This window comes from Maritimibacter alkaliphilus HTCC2654, assembly GCF_000152805.1.
GTDB classification, from domain to species: domain Bacteria; phylum Pseudomonadota; class Alphaproteobacteria; order Rhodobacterales; family Rhodobacteraceae; genus Maritimibacter; species Maritimibacter alkaliphilus.
Map to the genome: position 1 here is coordinate 3,809,640 of NZ_CH902578.1, position 18,789 is coordinate 3,828,428.

Annotated in this window: 23 protein-coding genes; 13 read left to right on the forward strand and 10 right to left on the reverse strand. The window is 63.6% G+C overall.

What is annotated here, in order from left to right; all coding sequences use genetic code 11:
- Window positions 1-26 precede the first annotated feature (26 nt).
- Window positions 27-1,112 (reverse strand): polyamine ABC transporter substrate-binding protein, encoded by a 1,086-nt coding sequence (locus RB2654_RS19670; protein ID WP_008335076.1) that lies wholly within the window; start codon window positions 1,110-1,112, stop codon window positions 27-29.
- Window positions 1,113-1,253: 141 nt separating this feature from the next.
- Here RB2654_RS19670 and RB2654_RS19675 point away from each other — a divergent pair, with 141 nt between their 5' ends.
- From RB2654_RS19675 to RB2654_RS19685, 3 genes are all read left to right on the forward strand, one after another.
- Complete coding sequence (locus RB2654_RS19675) at window positions 1,254-1,934, forward strand: GntR family transcriptional regulator (RefSeq protein WP_050772000.1); 681 nt, start codon at window positions 1,254-1,256, stop codon at window positions 1,932-1,934.
- A gap of 87 nt (window positions 1,935-2,021) precedes the next feature.
- Entirely contained in the window at window positions 2,022-3,419 is a 1,398-nt protein-coding gene (locus RB2654_RS19680; protein WP_008335078.1) for an aspartate aminotransferase family protein, read from the forward strand.
- 109 nt (window positions 3,420-3,528) lie between these two features.
- Window positions 3,529-4,836 (forward strand): NAD(P)/FAD-dependent oxidoreductase, encoded by a 1,308-nt coding sequence (locus RB2654_RS19685; RefSeq protein ID WP_008335081.1) that lies wholly within the window; start codon window positions 3,529-3,531, stop codon window positions 4,834-4,836.
- 15 nt (window positions 4,837-4,851) lie between these two features.
- Here RB2654_RS19685 and RB2654_RS19690 read toward each other — a convergent pair whose 3' ends face one another.
- A complete protein-coding gene (locus tag RB2654_RS19690; protein WP_008335083.1) occupies window positions 4,852-5,700 on the reverse strand; it encodes a helix-turn-helix domain-containing protein in 849 nt (282 codons plus the stop codon).
- 89 nt (window positions 5,701-5,789) lie between these two features.
- Here RB2654_RS19690 and pobA point away from each other — a divergent pair, with 89 nt between their 5' ends.
- From pobA to RB2654_RS19710, 4 genes are all read left to right on the forward strand, one after another.
- On the forward strand, window positions 5,790-6,971 hold the full coding sequence (pobA, locus tag RB2654_RS19695) for a 4-hydroxybenzoate 3-monooxygenase (RefSeq protein ID WP_008335086.1): 1,182 nt from the start codon (window positions 5,790-5,792) through the stop codon (window positions 6,969-6,971).
- A 161-nt stretch (window positions 6,972-7,132) separates the two neighbouring features.
- On the forward strand, window positions 7,133-7,540 hold the full coding sequence (locus RB2654_RS19700; protein ID WP_008335089.1) for a universal stress protein: 408 nt from the start codon (window positions 7,133-7,135) through the stop codon (window positions 7,538-7,540).
- 92 nt (window positions 7,541-7,632) lie between these two features.
- Window positions 7,633-7,977, forward strand: coding sequence for a TFIIB-type zinc ribbon-containing protein (locus RB2654_RS19705; protein WP_008335090.1), 345 nt, complete (start codon window positions 7,633-7,635; stop codon window positions 7,975-7,977).
- Window positions 7,978-8,029: 52 nt separating this feature from the next.
- Window positions 8,030-8,347 (forward strand): antibiotic biosynthesis monooxygenase family protein, encoded by a 318-nt coding sequence (locus tag RB2654_RS19710; RefSeq protein WP_008335093.1) that lies wholly within the window; start codon window positions 8,030-8,032, stop codon window positions 8,345-8,347.
- A gap of 16 nt (window positions 8,348-8,363) precedes the next feature.
- On the opposite strand, the gene RB2654_RS19715 is transcribed toward RB2654_RS19710, so the two are convergent.
- On the reverse strand, window positions 8,364-9,134 hold the full coding sequence (locus RB2654_RS19715) for a hypothetical protein (protein ID WP_148912616.1): 771 nt from the start codon (window positions 9,132-9,134) through the stop codon (window positions 8,364-8,366).
- On the opposite strand from RB2654_RS19715, the gene RB2654_RS23490 reads away from it, so the two are divergent.
- A complete protein-coding gene (locus tag RB2654_RS23490; protein ID WP_008335097.1) occupies window positions 9,105-9,344 on the forward strand; it encodes a hypothetical protein in 240 nt (79 codons plus the stop codon). The genes RB2654_RS19715 and RB2654_RS23490 overlap by 30 nt on opposite strands.
- 102 nt (window positions 9,345-9,446) lie before the next feature.
- On the opposite strand, the gene RB2654_RS19720 is transcribed toward RB2654_RS23490, so the two are convergent.
- The 4 genes from RB2654_RS19720 to RB2654_RS19735 form a co-directional block, all read right to left on the reverse strand.
- The gene (locus RB2654_RS19720) at window positions 9,447-9,926 is read right to left on the reverse strand and encodes a YdcF family protein (protein WP_040885325.1); all 480 of its coding nucleotides are present in this window, start codon (window positions 9,924-9,926) and stop codon (window positions 9,447-9,449) included.
- Window positions 9,923-10,297 carry a hypothetical protein gene (locus RB2654_RS23240; RefSeq protein ID WP_040885327.1) on the reverse strand — a complete coding sequence of 125 codons (375 nt, stop codon included), beginning with the start codon at window positions 10,295-10,297 and terminating at the stop codon, window positions 9,923-9,925. Before RB2654_RS23240 ends, RB2654_RS19720 begins: the two co-directional genes overlap by 4 nt.
- Before the next feature lie 8 nt (window positions 10,298-10,305).
- Window positions 10,306-10,803, reverse strand: coding sequence for a HugZ family pyridoxamine 5'-phosphate oxidase (locus tag RB2654_RS19730; RefSeq protein ID WP_008335103.1), 498 nt, complete (start codon window positions 10,801-10,803; stop codon window positions 10,306-10,308).
- A 116-nt stretch (window positions 10,804-10,919) separates the two neighbouring features.
- Window positions 10,920-11,252, reverse strand: a complete 333-nt coding sequence (locus RB2654_RS19735) for a hypothetical protein (protein WP_040885329.1) — start codon at window positions 11,250-11,252, stop codon at window positions 10,920-10,922.
- A 180-nt stretch (window positions 11,253-11,432) separates the two neighbouring features.
- Between RB2654_RS19735 and RB2654_RS19740 the strand changes: the two genes are divergently transcribed.
- Complete coding sequence (locus RB2654_RS19740; protein WP_008335107.1) at window positions 11,433-11,720, forward strand: hypothetical protein; 288 nt, start codon at window positions 11,433-11,435, stop codon at window positions 11,718-11,720.
- Window positions 11,721-11,786: 66 nt separating this feature from the next.
- On the opposite strand, the gene RB2654_RS19745 is transcribed toward RB2654_RS19740, so the two are convergent.
- Window positions 11,787-12,128: a hypothetical protein gene (locus RB2654_RS19745; protein WP_008335109.1), complete on the reverse strand. Its 342-nt coding sequence runs from the start codon at window positions 12,126-12,128 to the stop codon at window positions 11,787-11,789.
- A gap of 180 nt (window positions 12,129-12,308) precedes the next feature.
- Window positions 12,309-12,656 carry a CopM family metallochaperone gene (gene copM / locus RB2654_RS19750; protein WP_008335111.1) on the reverse strand — a complete coding sequence of 116 codons (348 nt, stop codon included), beginning with the start codon at window positions 12,654-12,656 and terminating at the stop codon, window positions 12,309-12,311.
- A gap of 474 nt (window positions 12,657-13,130) precedes the next feature.
- On the opposite strand from copM, the gene RB2654_RS19755 reads away from it, so the two are divergent.
- Window positions 13,131-14,120, forward strand: a complete 990-nt coding sequence (locus RB2654_RS19755) for a COG3904 family protein (RefSeq protein ID WP_008335112.1) — start codon at window positions 13,131-13,133, stop codon at window positions 14,118-14,120.
- A 30-nt stretch (window positions 14,121-14,150) separates the two neighbouring features.
- Here RB2654_RS19755 and uvrB read toward each other — a convergent pair whose 3' ends face one another.
- Entirely contained in the window at window positions 14,151-16,316 is a 2,166-nt protein-coding gene (gene uvrB / locus RB2654_RS19760) for an excinuclease ABC subunit UvrB (protein ID WP_008335115.1), read from the reverse strand.
- A 219-nt stretch (window positions 16,317-16,535) separates the two neighbouring features.
- On the opposite strand from uvrB, the gene RB2654_RS19765 reads away from it, so the two are divergent.
- From RB2654_RS19765 to RB2654_RS19775, 3 genes are all read left to right on the forward strand, one after another.
- The gene (locus RB2654_RS19765; RefSeq protein WP_083783440.1) at window positions 16,536-17,048 is read left to right on the forward strand and encodes a toxin-activating lysine-acyltransferase; all 513 of its coding nucleotides are present in this window, start codon (window positions 16,536-16,538) and stop codon (window positions 17,046-17,048) included.
- Window positions 17,048-17,992, forward strand: coding sequence for a Hint domain-containing protein (locus tag RB2654_RS22630; RefSeq protein WP_008335117.1), 945 nt, complete (start codon window positions 17,048-17,050; stop codon window positions 17,990-17,992). The genes RB2654_RS19765 and RB2654_RS22630 overlap by 1 nt, the downstream gene beginning before the upstream one ends.
- 419 nt (window positions 17,993-18,411) lie before the next feature.
- Entirely contained in the window at window positions 18,412-18,723 is a 312-nt protein-coding gene (locus tag RB2654_RS19775; protein WP_008335118.1) for an ETC complex I subunit, read from the forward strand.
- The last annotated feature ends 66 nt before the right edge of the window (window positions 18,724-18,789 follow it).

Consider the following 18,789-nt stretch of genomic DNA (forward strand, 5'->3'; position numbering starts at 1 on the left):
TTGGTGGCGCGGGGGGCAGGTCAGGCTCAGGTGCCCGACTTGATCTTGGTCCAGAGGCGCGTCACGACCCGCTGCACATCCGCCGGATAGGGCGTCGTGGTGAACAGGTTGTCCAGCGTCTCTTCGCTCGGGTAGATCGCCGGATCGCCGATCACGTCTTCGAGCAGGAACTCCTGCGACGCCTTGTTGCCGTTGGCGTAGTAGACGTAGTTCGACGCGGCGGCCATGTTCTGCGCGTCCATGATGAAGTTCAGGAACTTGTGCGCGCCTTCCGGGTTCGGGGCGTCGACCGGAATGGCCATCTGGTCGAACCACATCTGGGCGCCTTCCTTCGGCACGACGTATTCGATCACGTTGCCATTGTCGGCTTCGGCGGCGCGGTCGCGAGCCTGAAGGATATCGCCCGACCAGCCGACGGCCACGCAGATGTCACCGTTGGCCAACGCTTCGATGTACTCGGACGAATGGAACTTCTGGATGTAGGGCGCGATGCCCGAATAGACCTCTTCGACCTTGGCGATCACGTCGGGGTCGTGGCTGTCGGGGTCTTCGCCGATGTAGTTCAAGGCCGCCGGGATCATTTCGGCGGGCGCGTCGAGGAAGTGAACGCCGCATTCGGCGAGTTTTTCCATGTTCGCGGGGTCGAAGACGAGCGCCCAGCTATCGGTCGGGGCGTCGTCGCCCAGAACCTCGGCCACCTTGCCGGTGTTGATGCCGATGCCGGTGGTGCCCCACATGTAGTTGATCGCGTATTCGCCGCCGGGGTCGTACTTGTCGGTCCGGGTCGAAACCACGTCCCACATGTTCTCGATGTTGGGCAGTTGTGCCTTGTCAAGCTTCTGGAACGCGCCGGCGCTGATCTGGCGTTGAAGGAAGGTGCCGGTCGGCACCACCACGTCATAGCCGGACCCGCCCGCGAGCATCTTGGTCTCGAGCACTTCGTTCGAGTCGAACACGTCGTAGATCAGGTCGATGCCCGTCTCTTCTTCGAACTTGGTCAGAAGCTCTTCGTCGATATAGTCCGACCAGTTGTAGACCCGCACCTCTTCGGCCATCGCGCTCCCTGCGATCAGCGCGAAGCTGGCGGTCATGGTCACCCATGTGGTTTTCATTTTCGTCTCCCTTGTTGGACTCTGGTCCGATTTTCGCGTTATTTGATCAAAAGTGACTGTTGTCGGCAAGCCGGTCAAGCGCAAGCCCTTCCGGTGATCGGGGTTGAGACTATCGGCCAAGCCGCCAAACGCAATGGCCAGATGCCTGGCGCCAGAGGAATTGATGTGAACGCTTCGACCGAGAAATTGCCCGACCACGAACGCGCTTACCGGGCGCTGCGCGACATGATCCTTCATGGCGAACTGGCGCCGGGGCAGGCGGTCACGATTCAGGGTCTGGTCGAAACGCTTGGTCTTGGCATGACCCCGGTGCGCGAGGCGATCCGGCGGCTGACCTCACGCGGGGCGCTGGAGTTCAAGGGCAACCGCCGCGTTTCGGTGCCGGAGATGGACGCGGCCACCTATGACGAGCTTGCCTTCGTGCGCCTGTCGGTGGAGCCGGAACTGGCGCGCCGTGCCGTTGAAAATCTGGACGACACCGCGATCCGCGAGCTTGAGGCGCTGGATGCGCGGGTCGACTATGCCATCGAACGCGGCGACGTGCGCGATTACCTCGAGGCCAATCGTTTGTTCCATACGCGGCTGTATCAAGCGTCGGGGGCGGACGTTCTGCTTCAGATATCCGAGATGCTTTGGCTGCGCTCCGGCCCGTCCTTGCGCGTCATGCTGGGGCGCGCGGGCACAGCCAACCTCCCCGATAAGCACCGCGAGGCGCTGGCGGCGATGCGGGCGGGCGATGCCGATGCCTGTGCCGAGGCGATCCGGGGCGACATCTTGCAGGGGATCAAGCAGGTGACCTCGACCCTCAGCGATGCCGGATGATGACGCGGCCTTCGCGTTGACAGTCCAAAATTTGATCATATTGTGAACGCGACTTTTCCGACCCCCGTTCGCGAACCGGAGCACCCCATGAACAAAATCACGAATCACATGCCCACCGCCGAGCTTCAGGCGATCGACGCGGCGCACCACATGCACCCGTTCACGGCCAACCACGAACTGGCCGCCAAGGGCGCGCGCGTGATCACTCGCGCCTCGGGCGTCACGCTGACCGACAGCGAGGGCGAGCAGATCCTCGACGCCATGGCGGGGCTGTGGTGCGTGAACATCGGCTACGGGCGCGACGAACTGGCCGAAGTGGCGGCCCGGCAGATGAAAGAACTGCCCTATTACAACACCTTCTTCATGTCGACGCATGTGCCCGCCATCGCGCTGGCGCAGAAGCTGGCCGAGCTTGCGCCGGGCGATCTGAACCACGTCTTTTTCGCCTCGGGCGGGTCGGAGGCGAACGACACCAACATCCGCATGGTGCGCCGCTACTGGGACCAGATGGGCAAACCGAACAAACACGTCATCATCAGCCGCAAGAACGCCTATCACGGCACCTCGGTCGGCTCCGGCAGCCTTGGCGGCATGGCCGGGATGCACGCGCAGGGTGGGATGCCGATCCCCGATATCGTGCATATCGGCCAGCCCTACTGGTATCTCGAAGGCGGCGACATGAGCCCGGAAGACTTCGGCCTGATGCGCGCCCGCGAGCTGGAAGCGAAGATCGAGGAACTGGGCGAGGATCGCGTCGCGGCCTTCATCGCCGAACCGATCCAGGGTGCGGGCGGCGTCATCATCCCGCCCGATAGTTATTGGCCCGAGATCAAGCGCATCTGTGCCGCGCATGACATCCTGCTGATCGCGGACGAGGTCATCACCGGCTTCGGGCGCACCGGCGAATGGTTCGGCTCGCAGTATTACGACATTCAGCCCGACATCATGACCGTGGCCAAGGGCCTGTCCTCGGGCTACGCCCCCATCGGTGCCTCGCTGGTGTCCGACAAGGTGGCCAAGGTCATCGATTCGGGCGAGTTCGCACACGGCTACACCTATTCCGGCCACCCGGTCGCGGCCGCCGTGGCGCTCGAGAACCTCAGGATCATGGAAGAAGAGAAGATCGTCGACCATGTTCAGAACGAAGCCGCGCCCTATCTCGCCGAGAAATGGCATTCGCTGGCCGATCACCCCTTCGTGGGCGAGACGACCATCGTGGGCATGATGGCCTCGCTCGCGCTGACCGCCGACAAATCCGTGCGCAAACCGTTCAAGGCGCCCGCCGGGACGGTCGGCTACAAGACCCGCGAACGGTGCTTTGCCAACAACCTCATCATGCGCCATGTCGGTGACCGGATGATCGTGGCCCCGCCGCTGGTCATGCAGAAGTCAGACATCGACACGCTTTACGAGCGGGCGGTGAAATCGCTCGACGAGGCCTATAAGAACGTCAAGGACGCGGGCCTGATGGAAACCGCCGACTGATTTGAGCCAGACGGATCGCCGCTTGGGGCGATCCGGATCGCGCCCGACCCGCCCCCAGGGCGGGCGCGAACGCCCACCCTCGGGCCGGGCGCAATCCGGAGGGCGTTTCTTGACCCGTCTCGACATTCTCACCACCAACGACCGGCCGGGCGAATACCCGGCGTCTTACTATGCGGCCAGCACCCCGGCGCTGGACCCGATGCCGCCTGCCGAGGGCGACATTCGCGCGGACGTCTGCATCATCGGCGGCGGGTTCACCGGGTTGTCGGCGGCGCTTCACATGGCCCAAGCGGGGCTTCGGGTGGTGGTGCTGGAGGCGCAGCGCGTGGGCTTCGGCGCCTCGGGCCGGAATGGCGGGCAGGTGAACACCGGGCAGCGGCAGGATCAGGACGTGCTGGAGGAGATGGTCGGCCGTGAGCGCGCCCGTGCGCTGTGGGATCTGGCCTGCGAGGCGGTCGACCTGACCAAAAGCTATGCGGCGCGTTACGCCCCGAATGCGGGCTTCGCGCCGGGTGTGATCCATGCCGACCACCGAGTGCGTTACGTAGCCGAAAGCCATGCCTATGTGCGCAAGCTGAACGGGGATTACGGCTACGACTCCATCCGCACGCTCGACCGGGACGAGCTGCGGGCGTTTTGCGCCTCGGATGCCTATTACGGCGGCTCCATCGACATGAACGCGGGCCATCTGCACCCCTTGGCCTATGCGCTGGGCCTTGCCCGTGCGGCGCGGGATGCCGGCGCGGTGCTCCATGAGCGAAGCCGCGTGCTCCGGGTGCGCGAGGGCGACCCGGCTGTGGTCGAGACAGGGGCGGCGCGTGTGACCGCCGATCATGTGCTCTGGGCGACCAACGGTTACATGGGCCTGGCCGAGCCGCGCGTGGCGGACAAGGTCATGCCGATCAACAACTTCATCGTCGCGACCGAACCCTTAGGCGATCTGGCGGACGACTTGTTGCCGGGGAACCACGCAGTCGCGGACAGCAAGTTCGTCATCAACTATTTCCGGCTGTCTCAGGACAAGCGGATGCTGTTCGGCGGGGGGGAGAGCTACAGCTACCGCTTCCCCGACGATATCGCGGCCAAGGCGGGCAAGCCGATGCGCGAGATTTTCCCGCAACTCGCTGACGCCCGGATCGACTATGCTTGGGGCGGGACGCTGGGGATCACGATGAACCGGATGCCGCATTTCGCGCGCCTCGCGCCCAACATCTATTCCGCCACGGGCTATTCCGGGCAGGGCGTGGCCATCGCGACGCTGGCGGGCAAGCTGGTGGCCGAGATGGTCGCGGGGCAGGCGGGGCGGTTCGATCTGATGGCCGAGGTGCCGACGCAGCGATTTCCGGGTGGGGCGGCGTTGCGCACGCCGCTCTTAGTGGCTGCGATGCTCTGGTTCTCGCTTCGCGACAGGCTTTAGCGGAGAATTTGCCGATCAGCCCCGCGCCTCGATCTGCTGACGGAACGCGCGGGGCGACAGGCCCGTGGCGCGGGAAAAGACCCGGCTGAAATGCGACGGGTCTTGGTAGCCCAATGCATAAGCCACTTCGGACACCGACAGGTTGGAATAGGCGAGGTTGCGCCGCGCCTCGCGGATGATGCGATCCGTGACCACGCCGGAAGCGGGGCGGCCCGTGGCCTGCCGCATCACCCGGCTCAGATGCGTGGGCGTGACGGCGAGACGGTCGGCATAGTCGGACACCGCCAGATGCTCGGTGAAATGGGCTTCCACCAGCGCCTCGAACCGGCGCTGGAGTGTTGTGTCCGACGACAGCGCGGCGGGCGCGTCGCCCGCTATGGCGCGCGCCACCAGACCGGCGAGCAAAGCGATCCGCGCGCGCAACACATGGGCGCGCCCGAAATCGCGCGTTTCGTATTCGTCGAAGATCGCCGTGATCGTGTCGCGGATGTCCAAGTTTCCCGGCACCTGCGCCGGGTTCGACAGGACAGGGCGCAGGCCCTCACCTTCGGCCAGCCATTCGTCCAGAACCTCGCTCGCCACCGTGACGACCCAGCCCTCGGTGCCCGGTTCGAAGCTGTAGGAATGCACGCAGCCGGTGGGCACGTTCACCACCGTATTGTCAGATAGGTCCACCTCCGCGTCATCGAAACGGCCCCGCGCGGCGCCGCGATGCAGCATGAGAAACTGGTGAAGCCGCCCGTGCCGATGCGGCGTCAATTCCCAATCATGCAAGGCCGAACGCACCTCGATCGTCTCGCAATGGACGACATCGGGAAGGTCCGAAAGCTCTCCGAACAGGTTGAAGTTGTCAATGCGGCTCATGTTCGATCCGTACCTGTTTCGGACGGGTCGGTCCATTCAAAACGCCGCAGCGCGCGGGCATCTATCGCACAGATACGAGGAGGAAACGCATGACCACCATCAAAACGAAAGTCGGCATCATCGGCGGCGGCCCGTCCGGGCTGCTCCTGAGCCAGCTTCTGGACCTCAAGGGCATCGACAGCGTCGTGCTGGAACGCAAGTCGCGCGAATATGTGCTGAGCCGCATCCGCGCGGGCGTGCTGGAGCAGGGGTTCACCGATCTCATGCGCGAAGCGGGCGTGGGCGAGCGGATGGACCGTGAGGGCGAGATTCATGACGGTGTCGTCATTTCGGACAACGGCGTCGAACATCGGATCGACCTCAAGGGTCTGACCGGCGGCGACACGGTGATGGTCTACGGCCAGACCGAGGTGACGCGCGATCTGTATGATGCCCGCGAAGCCCGCGGCGGCAAGGTCATCCACGACGCGGACAACGTGCAGCCGCACGACCTGACCACCGACGCGCCTTATCTGACCTACGAGAAGGACGGGGAAACGCACCGGGTGGACTGCGATTTCATCGTGGGCGCCGATGGCTTCCACGGCGTCAGCCGCAAGTCGATCCCGGCCGATCAGATCCGCGAATACGAAAAGGTCTATCCCTTCGGCTGGCTCGGCATCCTGTCGGAAACCAAGCCGGTGAACGACGAGCTGATCTATGCGCGATCAGACCGGGGCTTTGCGCTCTGTTCGCTGCGCAGTCAGGTTCTCAGCCGCTACTACGTGCAGGTGCCGCTGGACGACAAGGTCGAGGATTGGTCGGACGAGCGGTTCTGGGACGAGCTCAAGGCCCGACTGCCCGAGGATGTGGCGGCGCGGCTGGAGACCGGCCCGTCGATCGAGAAATCCATCGCGCCGCTCCGGTCCTTCGTGTGTGAGCCGATGCGCTATGGCAACTTGTTCCTCGCAGGTGACGCGGCGCATATCGTGCCGCCGACCGGGGCCAAGGGGCTGAACTCGGCCGCGAGCGACATCTACTACCTCTATCACGCCATGATCGCCTATTACGACGAAGGCGACGCTTCGGGGCTGGACAGCTATTCCGAAACCGCGCTGCGCCGGGTGTGGAAGGCTCAGCGGTTCAGCTGGTGGATGACCTCGATGCTGCACCAGTTCCCGGATCACCCGGAGTTCGAGCAGAAGATGCAAGAAACCGAGCTGGACTATTTCCTCGGCTCGGAAGCGGCCCGGATCACGCTGGCCGAAAACTACGTCGGCCTGCCGTTCTAACGCGCCGCGCCACGCACGCGGATCAGCGCCCCCGGCATCGTCCGGGGGCGTTTTCGTTTGGGGGAGAGGGGACCATGCGCTAGCGTTTTTCTTGACCTATGTCATGGCGACGCACGTCTGAGCGCAGGTATCAGAAGATAACCGCAACAGGAGACCCAGTCATGTACAAGAACATCCTTGTGCCCATCACCTTCGACGAAACGCGCGACAGCAAGACCGCGCTCGAAATCGCCCACGCGATCTCGGAAGACGGCGCCAAGATCACCGCGCTGCATGTGGTCGAGGAAATTCCGTCCTATGTCGCGCAGTATCTGCCCGAGGGTCAGATGGCCCATAACGTGCAGGACATCGAAGCCACGCTGGCCGAGAAGATCAAGGACGAGGTCGGGGTCGACGTGGTGGTGATCGAGGGTCACGCAGGCCACACGATCGTCGACTATGCTGCCAAGAACGGCGTGGATTGCATCGTTGTGGCCTCACACCGGCCGGGCTTTCAGGATTATTTCCTGGGCAGCACCGCTGCGCGCGTCGTACGCCACGCGCCATGCTCGGTCCACGTGGTGCGCTGAGGGGGCTCTGAGCACCACGGGAGGAGAGGCGGGTCGCTTGCGGCCCGCCTTTTTCGTCCCCACATGCAGCACTCCAGCGAAGGAGGAGCCGCATGATCTGCCCGAACTGTGCCCGCGAGATGGAGCATGTGAACCGTCACGGCGTGACGCTCGACAGATGCGAGGTCTGCGGTGGCATCTGGCTCGATCGCGGCGAGTTGGAGACGTTGATCGAAGCGGTCCGCCCGCCCGTGGTCCTGCCCGACCCGGACCCGCGGCCCGAGCCGCGCCCGGTCAAGACCAAGGCCCCCAAGCCCACGCGCCAGCCGCAGGCATCGACGCGCGACCAGCGCCGCCCGGAAAAGCCCGAGCGGAAGAAATCGAAGGGCAGGCGATACCGGAAAAAGTATTCGACCACCGACAAGGTGAAATACTTGCTCAAGGAAATCCTCGACTGAGTTTGACGGGTGTCCGGTCGGTGCTAGGCTTGCCTCAGCCAAGGAGGATTTCATGCCCACCATCGCCATGTCGCAGGATCGCCAGACCGTCCTGACCACGTTCGAAACGACGCCCGGCACGTGTCAGGACCTCGTCGACCTGCTGACCGACGCCTACGAGTCGTTCATCTCGAAACAGCCGGGTTTCATCGCGGCGGGCCTGCATGTGAACGACGCGCAGACCCGGATCGCGAATTATTCGCAGTGGGAAAAGCGCGAGGATTTTCAGGCGATGCTGCGCACGGACGAGATGCGCAAGCGCAACCGCGTCATCAACGACCTGTGCCGCAGCTTCGAGCCGGTGATGTATGACGTGGCGGCGGTGTTCTGACCCGAAAGACCCGGACCTAGCCCGCGCGGCGTTTCGGGGCGGTGCGCCGACCCGTTCGCAGGGCCGGGCGGTCGACGACGCGACGGTGCCGGTCCATCGTGGTCTGAACCGACGTGCGAAGCGGCTGCCCCTGTGCGGTCTGCGGCGGCGTTCCGCGCGGTGCCGTCAGGCGGCGGATCGACCGGAAGGCCCGCGTCATCCATGTGTCGAGCGTGCCGGAGCCGGGACGGGGTCCGGGGCGGCCGGGCCGCGCGCGCAGGCCGAAGAAAGCCCCGAGACGGTGAAGCCTCATGTGCCCCTGTCTCGTCTCGCGGCGACGCTCCAGCACGGCCTTCAGAATCCACGAGATCGAGAAGGCCCAGACCCCAAGGCTTTCGTCCCAGTAGACGATGTTGTTGTTCTGGATGAACTGGGCGAGCCAGCCGTCACCGCCGTTCTTGATGTTGGACAGGATCATGACGCCCCAACCCGTGCACCAGATGATCGCGCCGGAGACCAGGTAGAACCGTTTTTCCCATCTCTCGCCCGCGTCGGGCGCGTAGACGAAGAAACAGGTGAACGACATCATCAGGTAAAGCAGGACCGCCGACAGATAGTGAAAGGCGGGCGATACATCCAACCCGAGCGCGTGCTGGGTGAAGGTGGTGACCGTGTCGCTTTCGTTCGGGAAGAAGGCGACGCCGATCGCGGCCAGTCCCGCGACGATGGCGATCAGGTCGGGCGAAATCCAACGCCCCCGGTAACGCTTGATCCCGCGATGCACGGCAAGGAAGGTACCGATAGCCACCAGACCCCCGACCAAAAGGTCACGTTGAGTCGTGTGGAAAAAGTCGGATATTGTCGGCTGAACGCGACCGTCAGCGATCAATCCGGCTGCGGCGAGCAGCAGGGGCAGCAGGACACCGAGAAGCCCGAACGCGATCCGAAGTCGGAAAAAGGCGCGGGCGTCGTCCTGAACGTGTATTCGAGGCCATATGTTGGTCATGTCGGTAAATGAGTGGCAGCACTGCCAGTGTATCCTGACCCTGTGTCCGATCAAGGCTTGCAGGCGAAGGACCGGGTAAGGATTCCCTTACCGGTTGTAGTGTTTTCGACAGGTTCAGGACAAAATGTCGCCCGGAATTGGCCGTATTCCGTACCAGATCAGCGCCGGCACCTCACGTAAAGCAGCCCGGATGATTCGCCAAGGATTTGCGCCGCTTAGCGATGTCGACTCGCCGGATGCGGCTAGTCCGAGCCGGCGAGCCGTCAGGACGGATCGTGGCAAATGGAAGGCATCCGAGACGACGACAACCGTTTCGCCGGCTTGCAACATGCGGCGGGCCTCGACGAGGTTCTCGAAGGTGGTGGTCGACCGCGTATCGCGCAGGACGAGGTCTGCCGGCACCTCCATGTCGGCGAGGATACCTGCCGCAACGTCAGCCTCGGCCGGAGGGATGTCACCGACACCGCCCGTGACGATGATCTGCTGCACCTGACCGTCGAGAAGCAGACGCCCCGCGCGTTCCGTGCGCCGTCTCAGCGCGGGCGAGGCCACGCCGCCGGGCCAGACCGCCGCCCCCATGACAATCGCCGTCACTCGGGGTAAAGCTGGGCGCACTGAGACCGGGCGAGGCTGGCTTTTTCCTGAAGCGCGGGAAGCTGCGACCGCAGCGCCGCGAGTTGCGCGCGCTGGTCCGCGATGTCGATGGACACGGGTTTCTCGACCGTGCGGAAATCCGTCTTGGTGCATTCATAGGGCTTGCCGTCCTTGTCGCGACATACCCCGGTATAGGTATAGGGCTCGGTCGTGCGGTGAATGGCGTAACCCCGCGCGACATTGCCTTCGAGTTCCTGAATGCGGCTTTCCGCGGCGCGCAGATCCTGCGTGTTGCGGTAGATGCACATATCCTGCTCGGTGCAGGCGGACAGCACGACAAGGGCGGCGAGAGCGGCGAGAACTGGTTTCATGGGGCCGATCATGCGCCCGGCGCGGGGGGCTGTCCAGTGGGGGCAAGGTCGGCGGCCGTCAGGCGAAACGCTTTGCCGAAACCGCCGTTCAGATGGCCGGCCTCCACCTCGAACCCGACAAAGTTGAAGTCCGCGAAATCGATGTAGAGTTTCGCCTTGGGGTGGGTGGCCAGATAATGCGTGCGCAGGGCGTCGTCCTTGGCCAGAAACCGCGCGGTGCAGTCGAGCGTCAGGCGGGGATGGGTCAGCGGATCGCCCTTGTCGCCCGGCTCTCCGACAAGGAGCGAGGCCTGCGGTGCAGCACGCAGCGCCCGCGTGTGTGCCGAAAGGTCTGAGACGAGGGTCAGGGGCGCGCCGTCCGGGGTCGTGCCAAGGGCTACGCGGGTCACGAAGGGGCGAGCGTCTACGAGCACGGCGAGGGCCGCGAAACGGGCGCTGTCGATCAGCTCGCGCGCCAGCCTGCGGGCCTCGTCATCGGTCGGGCGGATGGGATCGGTCTTGGTCATCAGGTCCTCGCGCGTGGATGCACGCGGGCGGGCGCGTCAGATCGACGTGCACTGGCTGGCGCACCAATGGTGTAGCGCGCAAGCCCCTGAAAGGAAAGCCGAAGGGTTGGTGGTGCCTACTGGCAGGACGAGATGGCGTCTTCGTGCTTTTCGCCCACGCTCGCCATGTCGAGCAGCAGATCCTCGGTGGTCATGTTGTTCTGCGCGGCGACCGTCGAGAATGCGGTTTCCCAGGCCTCCGACACGTCGGACCCGCCGGATTTGGCGGACAGGAACGTGTCGCCCACCGAGTCGTAGAGCGCGCGTTCTTCCAGCGTGATGTTGCTGTTGAGCGTGGTGGTGGCACAGGAGCATTTGGACGAGCTTGCGCCCATGTCCATGCAGAGTTCCGTCGATCCGGCCTGCGCGGCGGCGGGCAGAAGAGCGATCAGGGCGATAGCGTATTTCATGGCAGCGAGACCTGTTTTCTGAGTGTCGGCGACAAGATTTGCACGGGAATCGGGTTTTTTTGTGGCGCGGGCCAGTGCGGGCGCGGCGGGGCTTTCGGCGAAGTTGGAACCTTTCAGCGGGGGATTTGGTTTGTGGGGCAGAACCATAGCAATGGAACAGAGACTGGAAGGATACGAACAATGGGTAAAGCAGGTGGAGTCATCCTGGGCCTCGTGGCCCTGGTCGCCATCGCATTCGCGGTGTTCATGGTGGATTTCGACGTGACCGAAGACGGCGCTCTGCCGGATGTCGACGTCTCGGTCGACGGCGGTGAACTGCCGGAAGTCGACGCCGAGGTGGGCGAGGTCGAAGTCGGCACCGCCACGGAAGAGGTCGAAGTGCCGGATGTCGACGTTGACGTCGACACGGAAAGCGCCGAGGTCGAAGTGCCGACCATCGACGTCAATCCGCCGGAAGACGACTCGTAAGACCGATTACGGCGATTTCAGAGGCGAACCCCCGTGCCGGTCGGTGCGGGGGTTTTCCGTTTTACGTTACTTGCAGCTGTCGCCGAGCGCGCGGTGCAGATCGCCGATCCTGTCGAGCTGGCGTTTGAACGCGGTGAGTTCGATCCCGTTCTGCGCCGCGACCGACTTGACCGATGCGCGCCAGGCCGTAAGCCACGCCTGACCCGTCGAGCGGTTCCTGAGGTACCCCGTCGCGACCGCATCGTAGAGCGCGAAGTCCGAGGCCGAGGCCTGTGCCCTGAGCTTCTCGGTCGCGCAGGCGCATTGGTTGGCGTTGGTGCCGGGCAGCACCCGGCAGAACGCCGTGATGTCGGCGCGGGCGGTGAGCGGGGCGAAGGCGATGAGGGCGGCGAGCAGAAGTCGGGTCATTCCGATACGCTAGAAAAAGCGCGCCCGCGACACCAGTCACATTCGGTAGACCGCGCGCGCTGCACAGGCGGGCTTTGGGCGGGTTTTCGCCGGGTCAGGTGGCGGGGAGAGCGCGGGGGCGTGCGCCCTTGCGCGCCGGGTTCCCGTGGTTCGAAGAGATCTGGGGCGCGGGCGCGAGGCTCAACCACCGTTGGCGGCGAGCCAGTCGCGCATCCATTGGATTTCCGCTTCCTGTGCGGCGATGACGGCTTCGGCCAGTTTGCGGACCTCGGGATCGGTGCCGTGGGCGAGCACGGCCTGCGCCATCGCCACCGCACCCTGATGATGCGGGATCATGCCCCGGATGAAATCGACATCGGCGTTGTCGGTGAAATCGATGGCCATGTCCCGGTGCATGGCGTCGTTCGCGGCCATATAGGCCGCCGTGGCGGGGTCGTCGGACCCGTGGGACATATGCGCGGAATGGTCCTGAGCGAAGGCCGGGACAGCGGCAAGGACGAAGGCGAGGGGGGCGATCCGTGAGATCATCTGGCGGCTCGTTGAATGGGTTGAAACTGCGCCATTGGTGGTCGCGGCGGGGCGGCTGGCAAATCACGAATGCGTTTCGGGGGAGGGGAGGCGCGAGCGGCGCCTGTCCGTCGCACCAGAGGTGCGCATCAAAAATACGTGCTGCTTTCTGACGGTCTTTCCAAGGGCCGAGTCGTGCGCGCGCCTGTCCGTGGGATGGCGCTTTTGGCGGTTGAGCGGGGCGCTTTATGGGGCCGTGTCATTGCCGGAGTCGGCGTGGGCGCTGGTGGACGAGAAGCGCCAGCCCGCCGGGACAGGCAGGCGCTCGCACGGCGGCCTGCGGCCTTGATTCCGTGCGAGGTTGGACTCTCGGTGTTTGACAATGAGTAGGGCAGGTTTGAATGCGCCGATTGCCTTGCGGCGTTGGAATAACGCCCAACTCTACGGTTTCTGGAGAAACATTCCATTTTTTCCTCGCCCTCGCTCAGAAAACTAATGCAAGCTGATATTGAGGGCTCCATGCGAATTACCTACCTGACGACACTTTGTCTCTACCTGCTCGCGTCAACTGGCTTTGCGCAGCCTGATCTTAAGTATGCGCCAATCGTCTATGACTCCCGCTATCCAGGAATATTGGCGCTGTGGGGCGACATAGACGAGCGAACCACGCTGAATTTTGAACGGGCGATGGAGGAGTTCGGCACTCCTAGCCTTGTAATGTTGAACAGTGATGGTGGTTTAGTGACGAGCGCATTGTTAATGGCTCGGCGTGTGCGATCGATTGGTGCCGATACGTTCATTCCCAAGGACGCTGGCTGCTATTCTGCATGTGCATTTGTCTTTTTTGCTGGCGTCGTTCGAGATGCGCAAGGTGAGTTGGGCGTGCATCAGATTAGCTCTGACAGCGGTGACCTCGAAAGTGGGCAGGTTTCCGTATCCGATATCATAGACACACTTTCCGACTTCGATGTCCCAAATGACTTGTTGGTCGCAATGTTTAGGACGCCAAAGGACGAGATGTATATCCTGTCAAGAGATGAGAAAGTTGAGTATTCGATGGTGGCGGGTGCGGTCGCAACGCCGGAAGCGAAGCCCTCCCCTGAGGCACTCGCTTTTCATTTCGTAGACAACTTTTTTCGTGCGTGGTCCAAACCGAACGCGACCGCTCTCCCAGAAACTCTACGAATGTACAATGAGAGCGTAAGTTTCTATGGTCAAACGTACACGTTAGGCCAAGTTGCTGAGGACAAAGCGGAATTCGCCGCGCGTTGGCCGAAACGCCGCTACAGGTTAATTGGCGACACTGTCGCTGTGTCGTGTAACCTGACCTATTGTTTCGTGCGGGGTAACTACGATTACACTTCTTCGAGCGGTATAGTCGGAGACGCTTCAGCTGGTACCGCGTTTATTGAGGTCACTTTGCTACGACGAGGGGACAGCTTTTTAATCGTCCGAGAACACGGTCGGGTCGTGACGAGACGGTAGCCGCGATCGAACTTGGCACCAGTTCTAAGGCTACCGCCTCTTCCCCCGCCCAGCCCGCTGCCCCGGCTTCCCAGCCGTCGACCGCCCCTTCACCGCCTTGTCGCCAGCGGCCTCCACCGCCGCCTGACGCGCCATCGGGTCGTCGGCGACGGCGAGGTCCACGGCTTCCAGACGTTTGACCTCGTCCCTCAGCCTTGCCGCTTCCTCGAACTCCAGGTTCTCCGCCGCCTTGCGCATGTCTTCCTTCAGGCCCTCCAGATGCGCCTGAAGGTTCTGGCCGATGCCGACCTTGTCGACCGTGGCCGTGACCCGGTTCATGTCGGTGTCGCCCGCGTAAAGCCCGGCGAGCACGTCTTCGACGTTCTTGCGGACCGTGGCGGGGGTAATACCGTGTTCCTCGTTATAGGCGATCTGGCGGGCGCGGCGGCGGTCGGTTTCGGCCAGCGCGCGTTCCATCGAGCCGGTGATGCGGTCGGCGTACATGATGACGCGGCCATCGGCGTTGCGCGCGGCGCGGCCGATGGTCTGGATGAGGGAGGTTTCCGAGCGCAGGAAGCCCTCCTTATCCGCATCGAGGATCGCGACCAGCCCGCATTCGGGAATATCCAGCCCCTCGCGCAAGAGGTTGATGCCGATCAGCACGTCGAAGGCGCCCAGCCGCAGGTCGCGCAGGATTTCGATCCGTTCGATCGTGTCGATGTCCGAGTGCATGTATCGCACGCGGATGCCCTGTTCGTGCATGTATTCGGTCAGATCCTCGGCCATGCGCTTGGTCAGGGTCGTGACCAACGTGCGGTAACCGGCCTGCGCCACCTTGCGCACTTCGTCCAACAGGTCGTCGACCTGCATCTCGACGGGGCGGATTTCGACCTGCGGGTCCAGAAGCCCGGTGGGGCGGATGACCTGTTCGGTGAAGACGCCGCCGGTGCGCTCCAACTCCCAGTTCCCCGGGGTGGCCGAGACGAAGACGGATTGCGGGCGCATGGCGTCCCATTCCTCGAACTTCAGCGGGCGGTTGTCCATGCAGGACGGCAGGCGGAACCCGTGCTCGGCCAGCGTGAACTTGCGCCGGTAGTCGCCCCGGTACATGCCGCCGATCTGGGGGACCGAGACGTGGCTTTCATCCGCAAAGACGATGGCGTTGTCGGGGATGTATTCAAAAAGGGTGGGGGGCGGCTCACCCGGCGCGCGGCCCGTAAGGTAGCGGGAGTAGTTTTCGATCCCGTTGCAGAACCCGGACGCTTCGAGCATTTCGAGGTCGAAACGGGTGCGTTGTTCAAGCCGCTGCGCCTCAAGCAGCTTCCCGTCCTTCTCGAATTCGGCGAGGCGGAGGGTGAGCTCCTTCTTGATGCCTTCGATGGCCTGACGGAGCGTGGGCGTCGGGGTCACGTAGTGGGAATTGGCATAGACCCGGACTTTTTCGAGGCTGTCGGTCTTGGCCCCGGTCAGGGTGTCGAATTCGGTGATCGATTCCAGTTCCTCACCGAAGAACGACAGCCGCCAGCCGCGATCCTCGAGGTGTGAGGGCCAGATTTCCAGGCTATCGCCGCGCACGCGGAAGCTGCCCCGGTCGAAGGCGTTGTCGTTGCGGCGGTATTGCTGGGCCACGAGGTCTTTCATCATGGCGCGCTGGTCGTATTCTTCGCCCACCGTGATGTCCTGCGTCATGGCGGTGTAGGTCTCGGGCGAGCCGATGCCGTAGATGCAGGAGACCGAGGCGATGATGATGACGTCGTCGCGTTCGAGGAGCGAGCGGGTGGCGGAGTGGCGCATCCGATCGATCTGTTCATTGATCTGGCTTTCCTTCTCGATGAAGGTGTCCGACCGGGGCACGTAGGCCTCCGGCTGGTAGTAGTCGTAGTAAGAGACGAAATATTCGACCGCGTTGTCGGGGAAGAAGCCTTTGAACTCGCCATAAAGCTGCGCCGCGAGCGTCTTGTTCGGGGCGAGGATGATGGCGGGGCGCTGGGTCTCTTCGATGATCTTGGCCATCGTATAGGTCTTGCCGGTGCCGGTCGCACCCAGAAGCACCTGATCCTGCTCGCCGTTCTTGATGCCGTCCGACAGCTCCGCGATGGCCGTGGGCTGGTCGCCCGCCGGCTTGAACTCGGTGTTCATGCGGAACCGGATGCCACCTTCGAGCTTGGGTCGGGCGGTCGGGGCGACGGTGGGCGAGGTGAGGGGGCTGTCGGGCATGGGAGACTCCTTCGGCCCACACAGTTGTTCTCTTTTTGCCCTCATTCAAGGGCCAAGGGGGCACGGAGCTGCGCCCTGCTGACGTGTTTTGTCGGGAGCGGCGTGCGCGAAAGTCACAAATCGAACAATCGGGCCGAGCAAATGAGACTGAACGGAACGGTCCGTTGACACAATACAGCCTTTGGGCGAGTCTGGGCCAAACAAAAGAGGCATCAGAAGATGTCGAGCAGACAGGCACACTCCGCGACGGCGGCCCGGACGGGTCCGCCACCGCCCAGCAATGAACAGATGCTCACCTTGGGCAAGCTGTCTTTCCTTGCGTCCTACTGCCCGCTTCATCGGACCTATCCCGGCCATGTGCTTGCGTCGATCTTCATTCCGGCGGTGAACAACGGCTGCGTGCGGTTGTTCGAGAACGAAGACGGCGCGACGGCGGCGGCGCTGATCTGGGCCCGTCTGAGCGACGAGGTTTCGGCGCGGATGCTGCGGGACGGTATCGCTCCCACGACCGCCGAATGGGCGGCGGGCGATACGCTTTGGTTCATCGATCTGCTCGCGCCGTTCGGGCATGGCCGCGTCATCGCGCGCGAGATTGCGCGCAAGCCGCCCGACGTGCCGTTCTATTTCGCGCGGCTCGACCGGCAGGGCCGGGTGAAGAAGGTGGTCGAAGGCGACCGAAACCGGGGCAAACGCGGGCTCGTGCGCGCGCATTTCATGGATGAGGCCGCCTGATGGGTTTCCCGCGCCCTTCGACCGGATCGGTGACCGAGGATACCGGAGTCGTCGGTGGCAACCTCGTTGCGAACGGGGACATCAATTACCTCGCGGGCAGCGATGCGGGGGCGTGGACGCCCGGCACCCTGACCGGCAGCTACGGCACGCTCGTCATCAATTCGGACGGTGTCTGGACCTACACCGCCGACAATTCGCAGCCCGCCATTCAGGCCCTCGATAGCGGCGACACGCTGACCGAGGTGTTCAACGTCACCTCCACCGGCGGCAATTCGACCGTCACGATCACGATCAACGGTCTGGACGAGCCGCCCTGTTTCACGCGCGGCACTCTGATCGACACGCCCCACGGGCCGCGCCCCGTCGAGGAACTGCGGGCAGGGGACGAGGTTCTGACGGTCGACATGGGGGTGCAGCGCATCCTCTGGGCCGGGTCCAAGCGGATCGACCTGACCGGGGCCGCCTCCGACGCACGGTTGCGCCCGATCCGTGTGACCGCCGGGTCCATCGCGCCGGGTGTGCCCGAACGCGACCTGCTGGTGTCGCCGATGCACCGCATCCTGATCGACGGGCCGGAGGCGCAGCTTTACTTCGGCCAGTCCGAGGTTCTGGCAGCGGCCAAGCACCTTGTGAACGGCGACACGATCTACGTCGATCCGCAGGACGAGGTCGAATACATCCACCTGTTGTTCGCGCGGCACCAGATCCTGACCTCGGAAGGGCTGGTGAGCGAAAGCTTCTATCCCGGCGGTGTCGGATTGTCGGCCTTCGACATCGAGGCGCGCGAAGAGGTGCTGTCGCTGTTTCCCGAGTTGCGGACCCTTTCGGGCAGCTACGGAAAGACCGCGCGCGACGTGCTCAAGCGGCATGAGGCCGATCTTCTGGGCCGCTGTCTGGTGCCGCAGCCGATCCTGCATCCCGTCCTCAGCCCGCGCGCGGCCTGAAACCGAATCATCTCCCCCGATCTGGTGAGTGGTCCGACCCCCGGAAAGTCCCGTATTTTTCACATGACCCGATTGAAATGTGACCCGTTCGCCCCGTCTGGCGAACGGCCCGAGAGCGATCGTTTTCCCAACTCCAAAAGTTAAGGAACCATTACCACCTTAGGGAGAGTTTTATGAGAATTTTGTCGCTTAGGTTGTAGATTTTCATTGCGTCCCTCTCCTCCGGGTTGTTACCTTGATCTTGCAAGCAGCAGACCGGCTGTCGGCCTCGACGAACACCCACCCCACCCCTCGCTCCCTCGTCGGGGCCGGCAGTCAACTTTCAGTTTCCCTCCCAAGGCGGGTGCCTTTGCCCTTGCGAAGGCCCCGCCTTTTGTTCGATAAAACAGGCGTTCCGATAGCCAATCCGTGAGGCAGACATGCGCGCCCGCATCTACAAACCCGCCCGCAACGCGATGACATCCGGTCAGGCCCGCACGAAGCAGTGGGTTCTGGATTTCGCACAGGACGAGGCGCGCGAGATCGACCCGCTGATGGGCTGGACGAGTTCGTCGGACACGCAAAGTCAGGTGCGCATCCGCTTCGCCACGAAAGAGGCGGCGGTGGAGTATGCCAAGGAAAAGGGCATCGACGCCGTGGTGATGGAACCGCACAAGCGCAAGGCCAACATCCGCCCCGGCGGCTATGGCGACAACTTCGCCACCAATCGTCGGCAGGTCTGGACGCACTGAGCGCGGACAGCTCCGGGCAAGGCAGGGCGGCCGGTTCGGTCGCCCGTTTCATTTTCGGGATCACCA

Bases quoted from the DNA above. Each gene is read 5' to 3' on its own strand.
- RB2654_RS19670 (WP_008335076.1), bottom strand. From the start codon at position 1,112: ATGAAAACCACATGGGTGACCATGACCGCCAGCTTCGCGCTGATCGCA.
- RB2654_RS19675 (WP_050772000.1), top strand. From the start codon at position 1,254: ATGCCTGGCGCCAGAGGAATTGATGTGAACGCTTCGACCGAGAAATTG.
- RB2654_RS19680 (WP_008335078.1), top strand. From the start codon at position 2,022: ATGAACAAAATCACGAATCACATGCCCACCGCCGAGCTTCAGGCGATC.
- RB2654_RS19690 (WP_008335083.1), bottom strand. From the start codon at position 5,700: ATGAGCCGCATTGACAACTTCAACCTGTTCGGAGAGCTTTCGGACCTT.
- pobA (WP_008335086.1), top strand. From the start codon at position 5,790: ATGACCACCATCAAAACGAAAGTCGGCATCATCGGCGGCGGCCCGTCC.
- RB2654_RS19700 (WP_008335089.1), top strand. From the start codon at position 7,133: ATGTACAAGAACATCCTTGTGCCCATCACCTTCGACGAAACGCGCGAC.
- RB2654_RS19705 (WP_008335090.1), top strand. From the start codon at position 7,633: ATGATCTGCCCGAACTGTGCCCGCGAGATGGAGCATGTGAACCGTCAC.
- RB2654_RS19710 (WP_008335093.1), top strand. From the start codon at position 8,030: ATGCCCACCATCGCCATGTCGCAGGATCGCCAGACCGTCCTGACCACG.
- RB2654_RS23490 (WP_008335097.1), top strand. From the start codon at position 9,105: ATGCACGGCAAGGAAGGTACCGATAGCCACCAGACCCCCGACCAAAAG.
- RB2654_RS23240 (WP_040885327.1), bottom strand. From the start codon at position 10,297: ATGAAACCAGTTCTCGCCGCTCTCGCCGCCCTTGTCGTGCTGTCCGCC.
- RB2654_RS19730 (WP_008335103.1), bottom strand. From the start codon at position 10,803: ATGACCAAGACCGATCCCATCCGCCCGACCGATGACGAGGCCCGCAGG.
- RB2654_RS19735 (WP_040885329.1), bottom strand. From the start codon at position 11,252: ATGAAATACGCTATCGCCCTGATCGCTCTTCTGCCCGCCGCCGCGCAG.
- RB2654_RS19740 (WP_008335107.1), top strand. From the start codon at position 11,433: ATGGGTAAAGCAGGTGGAGTCATCCTGGGCCTCGTGGCCCTGGTCGCC.
- RB2654_RS19745 (WP_008335109.1), bottom strand. From the start codon at position 12,128: ATGACCCGACTTCTGCTCGCCGCCCTCATCGCCTTCGCCCCGCTCACC.
- copM (WP_008335111.1), bottom strand. From the start codon at position 12,656: ATGATCTCACGGATCGCCCCCCTCGCCTTCGTCCTTGCCGCTGTCCCG.
- RB2654_RS19755 (WP_008335112.1), top strand. From the start codon at position 13,131: ATGCAAGCTGATATTGAGGGCTCCATGCGAATTACCTACCTGACGACA.
- uvrB (WP_008335115.1), bottom strand. From the start codon at position 16,316: ATGCCCGACAGCCCCCTCACCTCGCCCACCGTCGCCCCGACCGCCCGA.
- RB2654_RS19765 (WP_083783440.1), top strand. From the start codon at position 16,536: ATGTCGAGCAGACAGGCACACTCCGCGACGGCGGCCCGGACGGGTCCG.
- RB2654_RS22630 (WP_008335117.1), top strand. From the start codon at position 17,048: ATGGGTTTCCCGCGCCCTTCGACCGGATCGGTGACCGAGGATACCGGA.
- RB2654_RS19775 (WP_008335118.1), top strand. From the start codon at position 18,412: ATGCGCGCCCGCATCTACAAACCCGCCCGCAACGCGATGACATCCGGT.